Annotated in this window: 11 protein-coding genes; 5 read left to right on the top strand and 6 right to left on the bottom strand. The window is 52.4% G+C overall.

Annotated features, from left to right (window positions below; translation table 11 throughout):
* Nucleotides 1–3: 3 nt before the first annotated feature.
* Complete coding sequence (ppsA, locus tag D6M16_RS04480) at nt 4–2,436, bottom strand: phosphoenolpyruvate synthase (protein ID WP_120510752.1); 2,433 nt, start codon at nt 2,434–2,436, stop codon at nt 4–6.
* A 319-nt stretch (nt 2,437–2,755) separates the two neighbouring features.
* Here ppsA and D6M16_RS22380 point away from each other — a divergent pair, with 319 nt between their 5' ends.
* Together D6M16_RS22380 and D6M16_RS22385 are read left to right on the top strand one after the other, a co-directional pair.
* Entirely contained in the window at nt 2,756–4,402 is a 1,647-nt protein-coding gene (locus D6M16_RS22380) for a cation-translocating P-type ATPase (RefSeq protein ID WP_205576828.1), read from the top strand.
* A complete protein-coding gene (locus D6M16_RS22385; protein ID WP_205576829.1) occupies nt 4,403–5,440 on the top strand; it encodes an HAD-IC family P-type ATPase in 1,038 nt (345 codons plus the stop codon).
* Between the two features lie 24 nt (nt 5,441–5,464).
* On the opposite strand, the gene D6M16_RS04490 is transcribed toward D6M16_RS22385, so the two are convergent.
* From D6M16_RS04490 to acsA, 5 genes are read right to left on the bottom strand one after another with little or no spacing between them, the layout of a single operon-like run.
* Nucleotides 5,465–5,710 (bottom strand): acyl carrier protein, encoded by a 246-nt coding sequence (locus D6M16_RS04490; protein WP_120510753.1) that lies wholly within the window; start codon nt 5,708–5,710, stop codon nt 5,465–5,467.
* Nucleotides 5,707–6,951, bottom strand: a complete 1,245-nt coding sequence (locus tag D6M16_RS04495; protein WP_205576830.1) for a dihydrolipoamide acetyltransferase family protein — start codon at nt 6,949–6,951, stop codon at nt 5,707–5,709. Before D6M16_RS04495 ends, D6M16_RS04490 begins: the two co-directional genes overlap by 4 nt.
* Nucleotides 6,951–7,934 (bottom strand): alpha-ketoacid dehydrogenase subunit beta, encoded by a 984-nt coding sequence (locus D6M16_RS22470; protein ID WP_120510754.1) that lies wholly within the window; start codon nt 7,932–7,934, stop codon nt 6,951–6,953. The genes D6M16_RS04495 and D6M16_RS22470 overlap by 1 nt, the downstream gene beginning before the upstream one ends.
* 23 nt (nt 7,935–7,957) lie before the next feature.
* On the bottom strand, nt 7,958–8,947 hold the full coding sequence (gene pdhA / locus D6M16_RS22475; protein WP_120510755.1) for a pyruvate dehydrogenase (acetyl-transferring) E1 component subunit alpha: 990 nt from the start codon (nt 8,945–8,947) through the stop codon (nt 7,958–7,960).
* Nucleotides 8,944–10,701, bottom strand: a complete 1,758-nt coding sequence (gene acsA / locus D6M16_RS04510) for an acetate--CoA ligase (protein WP_120510756.1) — start codon at nt 10,699–10,701, stop codon at nt 8,944–8,946. The genes pdhA and acsA overlap by 4 nt, the downstream gene beginning before the upstream one ends.
* A gap of 272 nt (nt 10,702–10,973) precedes the next feature.
* Between acsA and D6M16_RS04515 the strand changes: the two genes are divergently transcribed.
* The 3 genes from D6M16_RS04515 to D6M16_RS04525 are packed head-to-tail and all read left to right on the top strand — an operon-like array spanning nt 10,974 to nt 15,203.
* Nucleotides 10,974–11,645 carry an ABC transporter ATP-binding protein gene (locus D6M16_RS04515; RefSeq protein WP_120510757.1) on the top strand — a complete coding sequence of 224 codons (672 nt, stop codon included), beginning with the start codon at nt 10,974–10,976 and terminating at the stop codon, nt 11,643–11,645.
* Nucleotides 11,626–14,091 carry an ABC transporter permease gene (locus tag D6M16_RS04520; protein WP_120510758.1) on the top strand — a complete coding sequence of 822 codons (2,466 nt, stop codon included), beginning with the start codon at nt 11,626–11,628 and terminating at the stop codon, nt 14,089–14,091. Before D6M16_RS04515 ends, D6M16_RS04520 begins: the two co-directional genes overlap by 20 nt.
* Nucleotides 14,040–15,203, top strand: a complete 1,164-nt coding sequence (locus tag D6M16_RS04525) for a lipocalin-like domain-containing protein (RefSeq protein ID WP_162940927.1) — start codon at nt 14,040–14,042, stop codon at nt 15,201–15,203. Before D6M16_RS04520 ends, D6M16_RS04525 begins: the two co-directional genes overlap by 52 nt.
* Nucleotide 15,204: the final 1 nt, after the last annotated feature.

Below are 15,204 nucleotides of genomic sequence, written 5' to 3' on the forward strand. Positions count from 1 at the left end.
TGGTTATTCGTGACCGGCAGTATTCATTTGGTATTTGAGTTCTGCAAGTGCGATTTGCTGGCACCCTTTGGCGAAGGAGTCGGGGTTCAGGGAAATCGAATCAATGCCGCAATTGACCAAAAACTCGGCAAACTCCGGGTAATCTGACGGCGCCTGGCCACAGATCCCAACCTTACAGCCATACTGGTGCGCGACAGTGATCACTTGGGCAATCATCTCTTTCACTGCCTCGTCTCTTGCATCAAATAGTGGTTTCAGTTCGGCCGAATCACGGTCTATACCCAAGACTAACTGGGTGAGGTCGTTACTGCCGATTGAGAAACCGTCAAAGCGGAGTGCAAACTTGTCTGCCAGAATAACGTTCGAGGGAATTTCACACATTACATAGACTTGCAGACCGTTTTCACCACGTTTCAGTCCAGTTTCAGCCATAACATCCAGCACTTTATCGGCTTCGCCGATTGTGCGGCAGAATGGGATCATCACTATGATGTTATCAAAGCCCATGTCCTGGCGAGCTTTTACAATGGCCTGGCATTCCAGTTTAAAAGCTTCACGATAAAGCGGGTGGTAATAGCGTGAAGCCCCGCGCAGGCCCAACATTGGATTTTCTTCGTGGAGTTCGAAAAAGTCACCTCCCAGCAGGCCCCGATATTCATTGGATTTAAAGTCTGACATTCGCACAATGACCGGTTTCGGGTATTGCGAGGCTGCAATTTTCCCCACACCCATCGCCAGATGATGGATAAAGTAATCCGGTGGATAAGCATAACCTTGCGTCAATTGGTTGATCGTCTGGCGAACATCTGGGTCTGTCACTTTTTCGGGATGGAGCAGTGCCATAGGATGGACTCTGATCTGGCTTGAAATCATAAATTCGATCCTGGTCAGACCGATCCCAGCGACCGGTAACTGCCACCAGCGAAAGACGCCATCTGGCATGGCGGCGTTAATCATTACTGCCGTTTTTGTACGTGGAATGTCATCCAGATTCACCTGCTGGGTGTCATAGCTTAATATGCCTTCGAACACTTGCCCGACAGTTCCACCTGCGCAACTTAATGTGATCGCTTGTCCGTCCGTCAGACGCTGTGTCGCATGTTCCGTACCCACAATGGCGGGGACTTTCAGTTCTCGGCTGACAATAGCAGCATGGCTGGTTGGGCCGCCGGTATCTGTGATGATCCCTGCGGCTTTTCGCATCAAGGGCACCCAGTCTGGATCGGTCCTTTCGGTGACCAGAATGGCACCTTGCGGAAATTGATCGGTCTGGTGCGGATCGCTGATCAGACAAACCTGGCCCGTAGCGATCGCGCTGCCAACGCTGGCGCCTTCCAGCAACAGGGTCGATTTTTCTTTCAGACTGTAGTTCACCAGAACAGCGTGTTGCTTTTGTGATTCCACGGTTTCGGGGCGGGCCTGGACCAGATAGAGCCCCTGACTGTCTTTCGCCCATTCCATATCCATAGCACAACCGTAATGGCGTTCTACAATCACTGCCCAGCGAGCCAGTTGTAAAATTTCATCATCAGACAGAACCAATGCGCAGCGTTCTTCCTCGGTTGTCGGAAGAACGACAGTCTGTCCATCGTGGGGGTTATCTGTGTGATTTCTGGATGCATAAACCATTTTCTGCTGTTTATTACCGCGTTCTATTTCGATGATAGGTCGCTTGCCCGACTTCTCCAGAAGCGGCTTATAAACCATGTAACGATCAGGTGTCACGCTACCCTTAACGATCATTTCACCGAGCCCCCACGCACCATTGATAATCACGACATCGGGAAACCCGTTTTCAGTATCTAAACTGAACATCACCCCGGCCGCTTTAGACTCCACCATTTGCTGAACACCAACAGACAAGGCGACCTGCTGATGAGCAAAGCCTTTTTCCTGGCGGTAGACTATCGCCCGGTCAGTATAGAGTGAGGCAAAGCATTGCAGGCAGGCTTGCAGTACCTGATCACAACCGCGAACATTGAGATAACTCTCTTGCTGACCTGCAAAGCTGGCATCAGGCAGATCTTCAGCCGTGGCTGAGCTTCTGACCGCAACGCTGACATTGGCAGTCTTCAGTTGATCACAAAGTTGCTGATAAGCATGAGAAATAGCCTCTTCTTGTTTGCCGGTGAAAGTGCCTTGGGCGATTAATGCTCTGATTTTTGCACCTGTGTCTGCCAGGGATATGGCGCCTGAATCCATATCTGCCAGTAACCGGGCTATGGGTTCGTCAAGCTGATTCTGACTCAGAAAGTCGCGAAAGAGCTGGGCGCTGGTGGCAAAACCTATCGGCACTTTTATGCCGGCTTCTTTCAATTGGCTAATCATTTCACCCAGACTAGCATTTTTACCGCCAACGAAAGGAATGTCGGTAACGCGTAACTGGTGGTACCAGTAAATGATCGGATTGGCAGTGCTCTGGTGGTCGGAAGTCATACTGCTCTCCTTTTGGTTACGCTGATGCTTCTGATGAATTCAGAGCCAGACTCATTTTATTTTAGGAGTTCACACCCAAAAAGTGAGCCAAGTTACGGTGGAACAATCGGTTTATTACCGTCAATCTTGACTCCTCATCAGAGCCTGCCATTAATGGGTAGGGATTAAGATATTATCCATCTGTTTTTTACGGTTATCAGGAGTCGGTCATCAGTTGTTACCTGCTGACGTCATTGCTGGGTAAATTGTCAAAGGAAGGAGGGGTCATCAAATAATGCAACGTCTAGCAGCAAGCCAAACAAAAAGGGAATGGCACGAAATGGCATCAGCAGAGGCCATTGATGCCATGAGTTCGCATAAAAATGGCCTCTCTTCCGAAGAAGCGGCAAAACGTCTGTCCGTTTATGGCCCAAACCGTTTGCCAGAGCCTCCTAAGCCACACCCCCTGTATCGTTTTCTAAAGCAGTTCCACAACATTCTTATCTACGTGCTTCTTGGTTCTGCTGCCATGACAGCTATGCTCGGGCATGTGGCAGATACGTTTGTGATCCTCGCTGTCGTCATTGTGAATGCGGTCATTGGTTTCATTCAGGAGGGGAAAGCGGAACAGGCGATGGATGCCATTCGTCATATGCTGGCATTGAAAGCATCGGTATTGCGAGAAGGGATGCGTCATACGGTAGAAGGCGAAAAGCTCGTGCCCGGAGACATAGTGCTGCTTGAAGCGGGTGATAAGGTGCCCGCCGATCTTAGGCTTTTGCAGGTGAACAGCCTTCAGATTCAGGAAGCAATACTGACTGGCGAGTCTGTTCCCGTTAAGAAAGACACACGCGCGGTTGCAATGAATTCTGCTCTCGGAGACAGAGTATGTATGGCATACAGCGGTACGCTTGTGACCAGCGGGCTGGGGTGGGGAGTTGTGGTTGCTACCGGGGCGGACACGGAAATTGGCCGTATCAGTGGCATGCTTTCAACCATTGAAACATTAACAACACCATTGATCACACAGATGAATGTGTTTGCGCGATGGTTAACCGCCCTGATTTTGTTAATTGCCGCTGTGGTTCTGGTCTACGGGTATTTTGTTGGCAATTTTTCCTTCTCAGAAATGCTGATGGCTGTTGTGGGGCTTTCAGTCGCTGCCATCCCAGAGGGACTGCCAGCGGTGCTGACCATCACGCTGGCCGTTGGTGTGCAGACAATGGCACGCCGTAATGTCATTGTCAGGCGTTTGCCGGCCATTGAAACGCTGGGGGCGGTATCGGTAATTTGTACGGATAAGACGGGCACACTGACTTGTAACGAGATGATGGTTGCTTCTGTCGTGACCGAAGCTCATGTTTTTTCACTGGGAGGGATGGGGTACGAGCCGAAAGGTGAAATCTGGTTAAATGCAGTGGCAGTCAGTGCGAATGAACATGCCATCCTGAATGAACTTGGTCATGTCGCCGTATTGTGTAATGACGCTTCTTTACACCATCACAACGGGTCATGGGTTGTCGTTGGCGACCCGATGGAGGGAGCTTTGCTCGCCCTGACCGGTAAAATGGGCATTGATATTCAGGAGGAACTCAGTGACTGGATGCGGACCGATGTCATTCCCTTTGATGCAAAGCACCGCTTCATGGCTACACTCAATCATGACCATGAAAACCATGCGTTTATTGCGGTAAAGGGTGCCCCGGAGCAAATCTTTTTGATGTGTGCTCAGCAGCGCACAGTGGCTGGAAAAAGCGAAGCCTTTAACGCCAGTTACTGGCATCAGCAAGCTGAGGACATTGCTGCTCAAGGACAGCGCGTACTTGCCTTTGCTGTCAAATCAGTACCGCCGGATCATACTGTTCTTGAATTTACCGATGTTGAGCAGGGCCTGACATTGATTGGCGTTGTTGGTCTTATCGATCCGCCGCGTCCTGAAGCCATTGACGCGATTGCGGAATGCCACACTGCCGGTATCCGGGTATAAATGATTACCGGTGATCACAAGGGTACAGCCGCCGCGATCGCGAAAAAACTTCATTTGCAAAATCCCGACAAGGTGTTGACGGGGGCCGACCTGAATGCCATGGATGATTATGCGCTGGCGGCGGCTGTGATAGATACGGATATATTTGCCCGCACCAGCCCGGAGGATAAATTGCGGCTTGTGATGGCACTGCAATCTCATGGGATGACCATTGCGATGACAGGTGACGGCGTTAATGATGCCCCGGCACTCAAGCGTGCCGATGCAGGGATAGCCATGGGGCTCAAAGGCAGTGAAGCGGCGAAAGAAGCAGCCGAACTCGTGCTGGTTGATGATAATTTTGCGTCAATTGTCGCTGCGGTTCGTGAAGGGCGAACGGTTTACGACAATATCAAAAAGGTCATCAGTTGGACCCTGCCGACTAATGCCGGAGAGGCTTTGACTATCATGGTGGCGTTGCTCTTTGGGATGACAATGCCGATCACGCCCATCCAGATTCTATGGGTGAACCTGATCACTGCGATCACCCTGGGGATTGCCCTGGCTTTCGAGCCAACGGAAGCCAATACCATGAGCAGGCCACCGCGTCCGCGTAATGAACCATTGCTGAACGGAGAATTGGCATGGCGTATCGTTTTTGTTTCTGTCCTGCTGCTTGGGGGCGTGTTCGGTATGTATTCTTACGCTGTTGAGCAGGCGTATTCTTTAGAACTCGCGCGCACAATGGCACTCAATACATTAGTTGTCATGGAAATATTCCACTTGTTTTTTATCAGGAATATTTATGGAACATCGTTGAAATGGGATCTGATCGCCGGCACCAGGGTTGTCTGGCTGACTGTTGTTTGTGTGACAGTGTCACAATTTGCTATCACGTACCTGGCACCGTTACAGATTCTTTTCGGCACAGTGGCTATTCCGTTCTGGGAGGGAGTGATCATTATGGTCGTCGGATGTGTATTCTTTGCGATTCTCGAAATTGAGAAACAGATCCGTCTGCACTTGGCCGACATTCGCACCGGGCATCAGGTGCAATGAAAAAGCCTGTCTGTCGGGCAGTATCTAAGCTAAGTGATCATTGAGATAGTCAACCATGCCTGTGAACGTTCTGACGCGCGGATAATCAGCTTCCGGGATGTTCACACCGCAGTTATGCTTCAGAGCACCCAGCAGGTTAAGAAAATCCATTGAGTCGAGATCGCAGGCTTCGCGCAGATCCTCATTCGGATCAATGTCCGCTTCCGTGACTTCCGGAGCGACACTCTGTATGGCTTCCATGATCAGGGCCCTGATGCCGTCTTTGTTCATAATTGCTCCGGTTGTTGTAATTGCTGAGACAACGCGTGAAGAAATCTGGCACCCACTATGCCGTCGCTGACCCTGTGGTCAGCGCTGAGCGTGACTGTCAGAGTATCGCAGATTTCGATCTGATTGTTTTTCACCTGGGCTGATTGACGCAAGCTGCCAAAACCCAGTATGGCGACTTGCGGTGGGTAAATGACACCAAACACACCATCACATCCACGCTCGCCGATACTGGTAATAGTGATTGTGGCATCTGTCAGCTCCGAGCTGCGAAGCCGGCCGCTCCGGCTGCGAAGGCTGATATCCCTGAGCGCCAGCATGGTGTCATTGAGCGACAGCTGGTCAGCGTTGTGAATGGCAGGCACCTTCAGCCCACCTTCGCGCAGGCTGATCACAGTACCGATGTGGACGGCCTGTGTCTGCTCAAATCCTCCGTTCCGGTAGTACCCGTTCAGTGTCGGAAATCGAGGCAAGAGTGTGGCGACGGCCCTGATGAGAAGTGCCGGTAACAGCAGGCGCTCTTCTGGGTCCCTTCCAGCATTTTGATCGCTCAGCCATTGCTGTGCCGCGCTGAGATCAACTTCATGGCTCAGATAGTAGTGAGGGATTTCCCGTTTGGATTTTTCCATCGCCGCGGCAATCGCTGCTCGCATGGTGTCTTGATGACCTTGGTTGGTACCAGTGCCAGTCGTCACGGTTGTCGATGATCTCGCTGGCGGTTCTGCGTCACTGCTTTGCTGAGTCTGATGCGTCGTGTTCAAATCCCGCAATAAAATTGCACCGGACGGTCCCGATCCTGCGATGCCTTGCAGATTCAATTGTTGCTGTCGCGCGATTGCCCGGACAACAGGCGAGGCTTTGGGAACGCTCGCCTCGGAGCGTGCGGAGGTCGCTTTGGTTTGAGCTGGTGCAGGGGCGGGAGCTGCCTGACGTTTATCTTGTATCTGGGGCGATGGTTGTTCAGCTGGCTGTGCCATGCGATCTGTGTCTGATTCAATGTCGATAACCATGTTGCCCAGAATGGCCCCGACAGGCAGTGTGGACATAGGCTGTACCAAAAGCCGGCTGATGGTGCCGGTGTGGTAGCTTTCCATCTCAATAGCGCCTTTATTGGTTTCAATCACGGCGATAGAGTCACCTTTGTTGACATGATCGCCTTCTGCAACCAGCCATTCAGTAAGCATGCCGTCACGCATGTCGGCACCCAGAGAAGGCATCACAATGTCAAAGGTTTGATGAGCCATCAGCGTCCTTCCATGACGGCTTTGGCCGTCGCGACAATTTGTTCAACCTGAGGCAGGGCAGCCTGCTCCAGATGCCGGGGATAGGGAATAGGCACTTCTGCACTGCAGACCCGTTTGACCGGAGCATCCAGATGCCAGAATCCTTCTTCCATGATGATGGCGCTGATTTCACCGGCCAGACTGCCGGTTTGCCAGCCCTCATCAATGATGACGGCGCGGTGAGTTTTGCTGACGCTCTCAAGCAATGTGGGTTTATCCAGTGGACGCAGGCAGCGCAGATCGACCACCTCCGCAGAAATGCCGTCCTGTTCTAATTGCTCTGCAGCAGTGAGGGCTTTATGCAAATTGCCACCATAGGTGATCAGGCTGATCTGCGTCCCGATGCGGCGGATCAGTGCGTTTTCCTTTGGAGCATCAGGGTTGTCAGGGACAGTACCGGGTTCATTGAGCAGCATGACATGCTCGAAAATCAGGACAGGATCCGGATCGGCCAGCGCCTGTCCCAGCATGTATCTGGCATCACTGTGGGTGGCCGGACTCAGGACTTTGAGACCGGGTATATGGGCATAAAAATTTTCCCAGCTGTGCGAGTGCTGGGCGGCCAGTTGCCTGCCAGCTCCGCAGGCCATACGGATCACCAGGGGAACATTGAACTGACCGCCTGACATGTGTCGCAGGGTAGCAGCCGTATTGACAATTTGGTCCATTGCCAGCAGGCTGAAGTTGACTGTCATGATCTCGACAATCGGGCGCATTCCACCAAGCGCCGCGCCAATGCCTACGCCGACAAAGCCGGATTCGCACAGTGGCGTGTCGATAATGCGTTCAGCACCAAACTGGGCGAGCAGTCCTTTACTGACGGCGTAGCAGCCACCATACCGCCCGACATCTTCACCCATCAGGAAGACACGGGGATCCTGAATCAGTGCTTCTTCCAGACCGGCACGTAACGCTTCCCGGTAGCTCATTGTTTCTGATGCCATTTTTTTGATTCCCGCAAGTCGATTTAACTGTTTGTTTGCCGGGGGCTATAAACATCCCGATACAAATCTTCAACCGGTTCCCACTCCCCGGCTTCAGCAAAGCGAACAGCAGCCTGAATTTCCTTTTCAACGTCTTTTTCCATTTCATCCAATTCACTGTCCAGTAAATGGCTGTTGTTTCTCATCCATTGCACCAGTTGCCTGACTGGTCCTTTTTCTTCCCACAGGGCAATTTCTTCTTTTTCACGGTAGAGCTGACTATCGAAGCTGGAGTGACCGCGAAAACGGTAGGTTTTACATTCGAGCAGGTAAGGTTTTTGATGTTTGTGAATGAACTCAGTGGCTTCAAGGGTGGCAGCCTCCACATCGACCACATTCATGCCGTCCACTTGTGCGGCGGCAATACCGTAACTATCGGCCTTTTTGGCGATATTGGTTTCTGACTCAGACAGAGCCAGTGCGGTACCCATCGCGTAGTTGTTGTTCTCACAGATAAATAACACAGGTAACTGCCACAGAGCCGCAAGATTGAGGCTCTCATGAAATTCACCTTCAGCGACGGCGCCTTCGCCAAAAAAGCAGGCCGTCAGTGCCAGACGCTGCATTTTTTTGTTGGCTAACGCTAATCCTGTTGCCAGAGGCAGTCCGCCGCCGACAATGGCATTTCCGCCATAAAAATGTGTTGCCCGGTCGAACAGATGCATTGACCCGCCACGTCCGCGACTGCAGCCTGTGGTCCGGCCGTACATTTCAGCCAGGATACTGCCCATGCTTACCCCGCGAGCCAGTGCATGGCCGTGTTCCCTGTAGGTTGCAACGACCTGATCATCGGCACTCAGCACGCTCATGACACCAACGGCCACGGCTTCTTCACCGATATAGAGGTGCAGAAAGCCACGAATCTTCTCCAGTGCATAGAGTTCGGCACATTTTTCTTCAAAACGGCGGATCCTAAGCATTTGTTTGAGCTGTTGCAGCAAGTGAGCACGGTCGATATGGAGTTTGCTGATCATTGTTCGTCGCTCTCCAGAGTTGATATATCACCTTCGGGTAGCCCGAGCTCACGGGCTTTCAGCAGTCGGCGCATGATTTTTCCGCTGCGGGTTTTAGGCAGGTTGCGGCGAAAAACAATGTCCTTAGGCGCCACGGCAGCCCCCAAACGCTGGCGGGCAAAACCCAGTAACGCTTTTTGCAAAGCGTCATCGGGTGTGAAACCAGGCTTGAGGGTTACGAAAGCTTTGACGATTTCACCTGCGACAGGATCCGGTTTACCTATAACGCCGACTTCCGCCACGGCTTCATGCTCCATCAGGGCGCTTTCAACTTCAAACGGGCCGATCAGATGTCCGGAAGACTTGATGAGATCATCTTTGCGTCCGACAAACCAGAAATAGCCATCTTTATCTTTCATTGCCAGATCGCCGCTAAGATACCAGCCGTTAGCAAAGCAGCGGTGGTATTTTTCTTCCTGATGCAGGTAGCCACGAAACATGGATGGCCAGCCGGGTCTGAGGGCGAGTTCGCCAACTTGCATTGGCGCAGAAATCACCTCACTCGCCCCGTTGTCATTATGATTCAGGATTGCAGCCTCGATGCCGGGAAGGGGACGGCCCATAGACCCGGGTTTGATATCCTGACTGGCGAAGTTGGCAATCATGATGCCGCCGGTTTCTGTCTGCCACCAGTTGTCATGAAAAGGGACAGAAAAGACATTCTGGCTCCAAATGACGGCTTCAGGATTAAGCGGTTCACCGACACTGGCCATAAAGCGCAGCGACGACAGGTCGTACTGATTTCGGATGTCGGTGCCTGCTTTCATCAGCATCCGAATGGCGGTTGGCGCTGTATACCAGACAGTTACCTGTTGTTGCTGAAGCAGGCGATACCAGCGCTCTACGTCAAATTCGGCTTCGTCGATGATCATTGTCACGCCTAAGCATAACGGGGCAATGATGCCGTAGGACGTGCCGGTCACCCAGCCCGGATCGGCCGTGCACCAGTAAATATCTGAGGGTGTCAGATCAAGCGCCCAGTAAGCCGATAACTGGTGGTACTCAACGGCCTGATGCACATGGATGACACCTTTAGGCTTGCCGGTCGTCCCGCTGGTAAAGTGCAGCAGGGCCATGTCTTCGGGTTGCGTGGCGACGCAAGGAAAGTCGGGGTTGGCTTGCTGCATTAACTCTGCCAACAAGTAGCAATCGGGTTCGGAATCAGGCTCACCATCGATTAAAATGACGGCTTTCAAACTTGGCAGTGTATGTCGCCATGATTTCACTTTTTTTCGATACAGGTTGAGGGTGGTCAGCAGTAATTGGGCTTCGCCAATTTCCATTCGTGAATGAAGAGGTTCAGGACCGAAAGCAGAAAATAGTGGCGTAAAAACACAACCGGCTTTTAACGTACCAAGCGCCGCTATATAAAGTTCAGGCTGGCGTCCGAGAAGGCTGAAAATACGTGCACCTACCGGTAAGCCTAAAGTTGGAAGTATGCTGGCAAAACGGCTGGTGAGTTGACTCAGTGCGCGGTAACTGTAGTCGGTTACCTGATCATTTTTACTGATCCAGCGCATAGCAAGTTTATCTGCGACAGGGCTATTGAGGTGACGGTCCAGTGCCTCAAAGCAAATATTCAGACCGCCGTTAGGCAGCCTTGTCAGTTGAGGTAAGTCTGAACAAGAGCTATCGAATTCATTATAGCTGTGCCGGTAATGTGCCAGATTGGCAGCAGCAGCCTTTGCTGATTTCTTAATGAGCGGATTTGCCATTTCTGATTACCCCTGTACCTGTCCGGGGAGTTGATGCCACTTCAAGCTGAACTCAGGCGTTGCTGTATTGCTGTATAAGGATAGTTTGTTTCGTCGTGAGGTGATGGTGACCGCTTGAGACAAGTAAGCACTTTTAAACACCCAATCGGTTTATCAAGCCTTGTACTACACTTAGCTCCTGAATCCTTTCTTCTGAAAATAGATTGATTTCAGGCTGATAAGCGGCGGTTAGCTTTTAAATGGAGGTCTGCATTGTGTCCACGGAGGTGGGAATGCTACGACTCATTGATCTCTGCAAAGGGTATCAGGATGGCAATGAGTTTCATTCTGTGCTTCAGGGAGCCGAACTGACATTGCAGCGGGGTGAACAGGTTGCATTGATGGGGGAAAGCGGGTCCGGGAAAAGCACATTGCTCAATCTTATTGCCGGGCTGGATAAGGCTGACAAAGGGGAAATCTGGCTGGCAGATACCCCGATTCATGCCGTCACAGAACGTGAGCGTACTGCTTTTCGCCGTCATCATATTGGTCTTATCTTTCAGCAGTTTAATCTGCTTCCTACTTTAACAACGCAAGACAATATTGAGTTTTGTCGTCAGTTAAAAGGCTTACCGGAAAAGCCTGAGTTGTGGCGAACGATTGTCTCTGCACTGGATTTAAAACCTTTGCTTAAGCGATATCCTGAGGAAATGTCAGGTGGTCAGCAGCAACGGGCGGCCATTGCACGGGCCTTATACATGGAACCTGATATCCTGCTGGCCGATGAACCGACAGGCAGTCTGGATGAGCGCAATGCTCAGGCCGTGATGCGATTGCTGAGCGGGCTTTGTGAGCAACTGAATTGCTCTTTACTGCTGGTGACTCACAGCAAGCAGGTTGCCTCACATATGAACGGCAGCATAGTGCTAAAAGGGGGCGTACTGAATGCGCAGCCCCGTCTTTAATGCTTTGTGGGGACATTACCGGCGCCACCCTCTGCAGGTAGTGCTCCTGCTGCTGGGATTAATGATGGGCGTTGCTCTGCTCGTTGGTGTGCTGGCGGTCAATCAGCAGGCTAAGGCGAGTTACAGGGCTGGGGAACTGTTATTTGATAACCCGTTCCAGTATGCCATCCGGCATCATCAGGCAGGAATGACTGTGCCTCAGGGCTTTTACATTCAGCTGAGACGGCTGGGATATAAGCAATGTGTACCTCTCGACACCCACAGGATTCAGACGGCCGAAGCCGGTGAGCTGACGCTGGCTGGTATCGATCCGTTTGTTATGCTGCCGTTTACTCAGTCTGGCGGTCAGGTGACTGGAGCACTGTCCCTGACACAAAAACCGTATCCGATATGGATAAACCGGGAACTGGCCGCGATAAAAGGACTGAGAGAAGGGCAACTACTGACGCTGGATTCTGGCGATGCAGTCGGACGCCTGGTGCTGGTGGGAAATAACCGGATTCAGGGATCCCGCTTACTGGCGGACATGGGGTTGGTGAGGCAGTTATTCCCCCGCTCCGGTTTCACCGCTGTACTGTGTGGATCTCTGAGCAGTCAGGCGTTACAGGACATCAATACTTTGCTGCCCGGTGGTTTGATCCTGACTGAAAATGACAGTGCGCAGTTGGAGCCGCTCACCCGGGCATTTCACCTGAATTTGTTTGCAATGGGTATGCTGGCTTTTGTCGTCGGGCTGTTCATCTTCTATCAGGCCATGTCATTGTCGTTAACGCAACGCCAGTTTCTGGTTGGCTTGCTCTGTCAGGCTGGCGTGACGGGCAGACAGTTGGCTAGCGCCTTGTGTATTGAAGTGGTCATCTGGCTGTTGATTGGTGTCGCAGGCGGTAACTTGCTGGGGCTGTTTCTGGCCCGTCAGCTATTGCCTTCTGTCGCCGTGACACTGAGTGATCTCTATCAGGCGAATATTGCGCTAACAACCGGATGGCACTGGCAATGGGGCGCGCTGAGTCTGGTTATCGCTGTTCTTGGCACTTTGCTGGCGTGCGGCTGGCCGCTGATGAGGCTGATCCGTATTCAGCCAATCAGGCTGACTGCGCATATGACTATGGTAAGAGGCAGCTGGCGGGAATTTATCTGGCAGGCCGGTATGTCCGGCGTATTTATGATTGCTGCTGTCATTGTCTACTTTGTCGATCACAGCCAGTTTGCCGGCTTTGTGCTGATTGGCTGTCTGTTAGCGGCGGCGGGTTTGATCATGCCATTTCTGTTGTGGGCGGCTTTTAAAGCCATTGCCAGATGGCTGAGGTCGCCACGCTTACGCTGGTTTTTCAGTGATGCCGCCGCCAGCCTGAGTTACCGGGGCGTGGCGGCGATGGCCTTTATGCTGGCGTTGGCAGCCACAATAGGCATGGATACCATGGTGGGCAGCTTTCGGCAGGCCACTCAGACCTGGCTGGGCCAGAGGCTGGCTGCTGATATCTATGTACAGCCTGCCACGGCTCAGGCCGCGGGCATAGCAAACTGGGCCGCTGAACAGCCTGAAGTGACAGAGGTATGGTGGCGCTGGCGGCAGGAAGTCCCCGCTGAGTTTAAGGAGCACACCTTGCAGGTGCTCAGTATTGGTCGCTCAGACGGTGAAAAACAGTCGCTGCCCATGAAACAACACATAGACGGCTACTGGTCGGCACTACAAACCAACGGCACCGAGAAAGTCTTTCTGGCCAGTGAATCTCTGGCGCTGAAAAGAGGATGGCAGCCCGGGCAGCGTGTTGATTTGCCATTAAGGCTGGGTGATAACTGGCTGATGGCCGGGATTTATTATGACTACGGCAACCCGTACAGCCAGATCTTTGTGTCGGATGAACAATGGCACCGGCTGTTTCAGCAGGAGGGTAAAGTCAGTCTTGCCATCCATCTGAACAACGATGATCACACATCCGTTTTTCAGGACAACTTGCAGCAAGTATTTGGTCTGAAACCTAATCAGGTTCGCGATAACGCGCATATCATGGCACAGGCACTGACGGTATTTGATCGCACTTTTGTGGTTACAGCCACGCTGGGTAAGCTCACACTCTTGGTGTCAATCGGTGGTTTGTTCATTGCGACAATCGCGGGTGAGCTATCGCGGCAGAGACAGTTTGCGTTATTGCGCTGTATGGGTATGACAGGTAAAGAACTGGCCTTACTCGGAGGAGGGCAGTTAGCAGCCATTGGCGTACTGACGGCAATGATTGCATTACCCCTTGGCTTACTGCTGGCACAACTGCTGATCGATGTAGTGCTTAAGTATTCTTTCGGCTGGACCATGCCTGTGCAGTTTTTCCCGCTTCAGTACCTGCTCACACTCGGGACGGCACTGACCGCACTGCTGCTGGCCGGCGCGTGGCCTGTGTGGCGACTGGTCAAGCGCTCAGCCATGCTGTCGCTCAGGGAGGCATTCTGATGGGTGCTGATGCGCTGTTTAAGCGAATTATCTTTGTTCTGTGTCTTCTGTCTGGCACAACAGGGTGCGAACCGTCTGTGTCAGAAAACCGGGCTGCGGATATTCTGTCGCAGCAGAGCCAGACGGGTTTTGAACAGGTCTTGCCCGGTCAGCCTCTGGTGTTTCCGCGGGATCATCTGAGTCATCCGGGGTTTCGTACCGAATGGTGGTATCTGACGGCTAATCTGGAAACCGAGCAAGGCCAATGGATTGCGGTGCAATGGACTTTGTTTCGCATTGCCACTCAGCCGTTTGCAGGGTCTGAAAACGCCACAGGCTGGCAAGATACACAGCGGTTTATGGCACATGCTGTGGTGACCACGGCAGAGAAACGCTGGCAGGCAGAGCGGTTTGCCCGCGGTGGGATAGGTCAGGCCGGTGTGGAAGGAAAACCGTATCGCCTCTGGCTGGATAACTGGCGCTGGCAGGGGCTGGACTCATCACCATTTCCCGCTACCCTGACGTTTGCAGATGTCAGTGCAGATGCCAGCATGGCCGCAACGCTCAATATCCGCAGCTACGGTAATCTGGTCAGACAGGGTGAGGCGGGTTACAGCCAGAAAGATCCTATGGATCCACGGCTGGCATCTTACTATTACAGCATGCCGTTTTTGCTACTGGACGGGGTTGTGACGCTGGACGGTGTACCGGTGGCGGTGAAAGGCGAGGGCTGGTTTGACCGCGAATGGAGTAGCCAGGCGATGTCTGAGCATCAAACCGGCTGGGACTGGTTTTCCCTTCATCTGGACGACGGCCGCGCACTCATGCTCTATCAGCTCCGCAGTACTCAGCATGATCCTTTTGTCTTCGGCAGCCTGAGCTGGCCCGATGGCCGTTCAATCGCCTTGTCTTCAGATCAAGCGTCGCTTACCCCGATAGCAACAACCACGCTTTCCGGCCGGGCATACCCGATCCGCTGGCATTTACAAGTACCAGCACAGCAGATCGATCTCGATGTGCAGGCGCAAAGGGAAGATCAATTACTGCCGTTCATTTTCCAGTATTGGGAAGGCCCGGTTACCGCTTCCGGCAGTCATCACGGACAAGGCTTTATGGAGTTGACAGGGTATTGAG

This window comes from Photobacterium salinisoli, from assembly GCF_003614885.1.
GTDB classification, from domain to species: Bacteria; Pseudomonadota; Gammaproteobacteria; order Enterobacterales; family Vibrionaceae; genus Photobacterium; species Photobacterium salinisoli.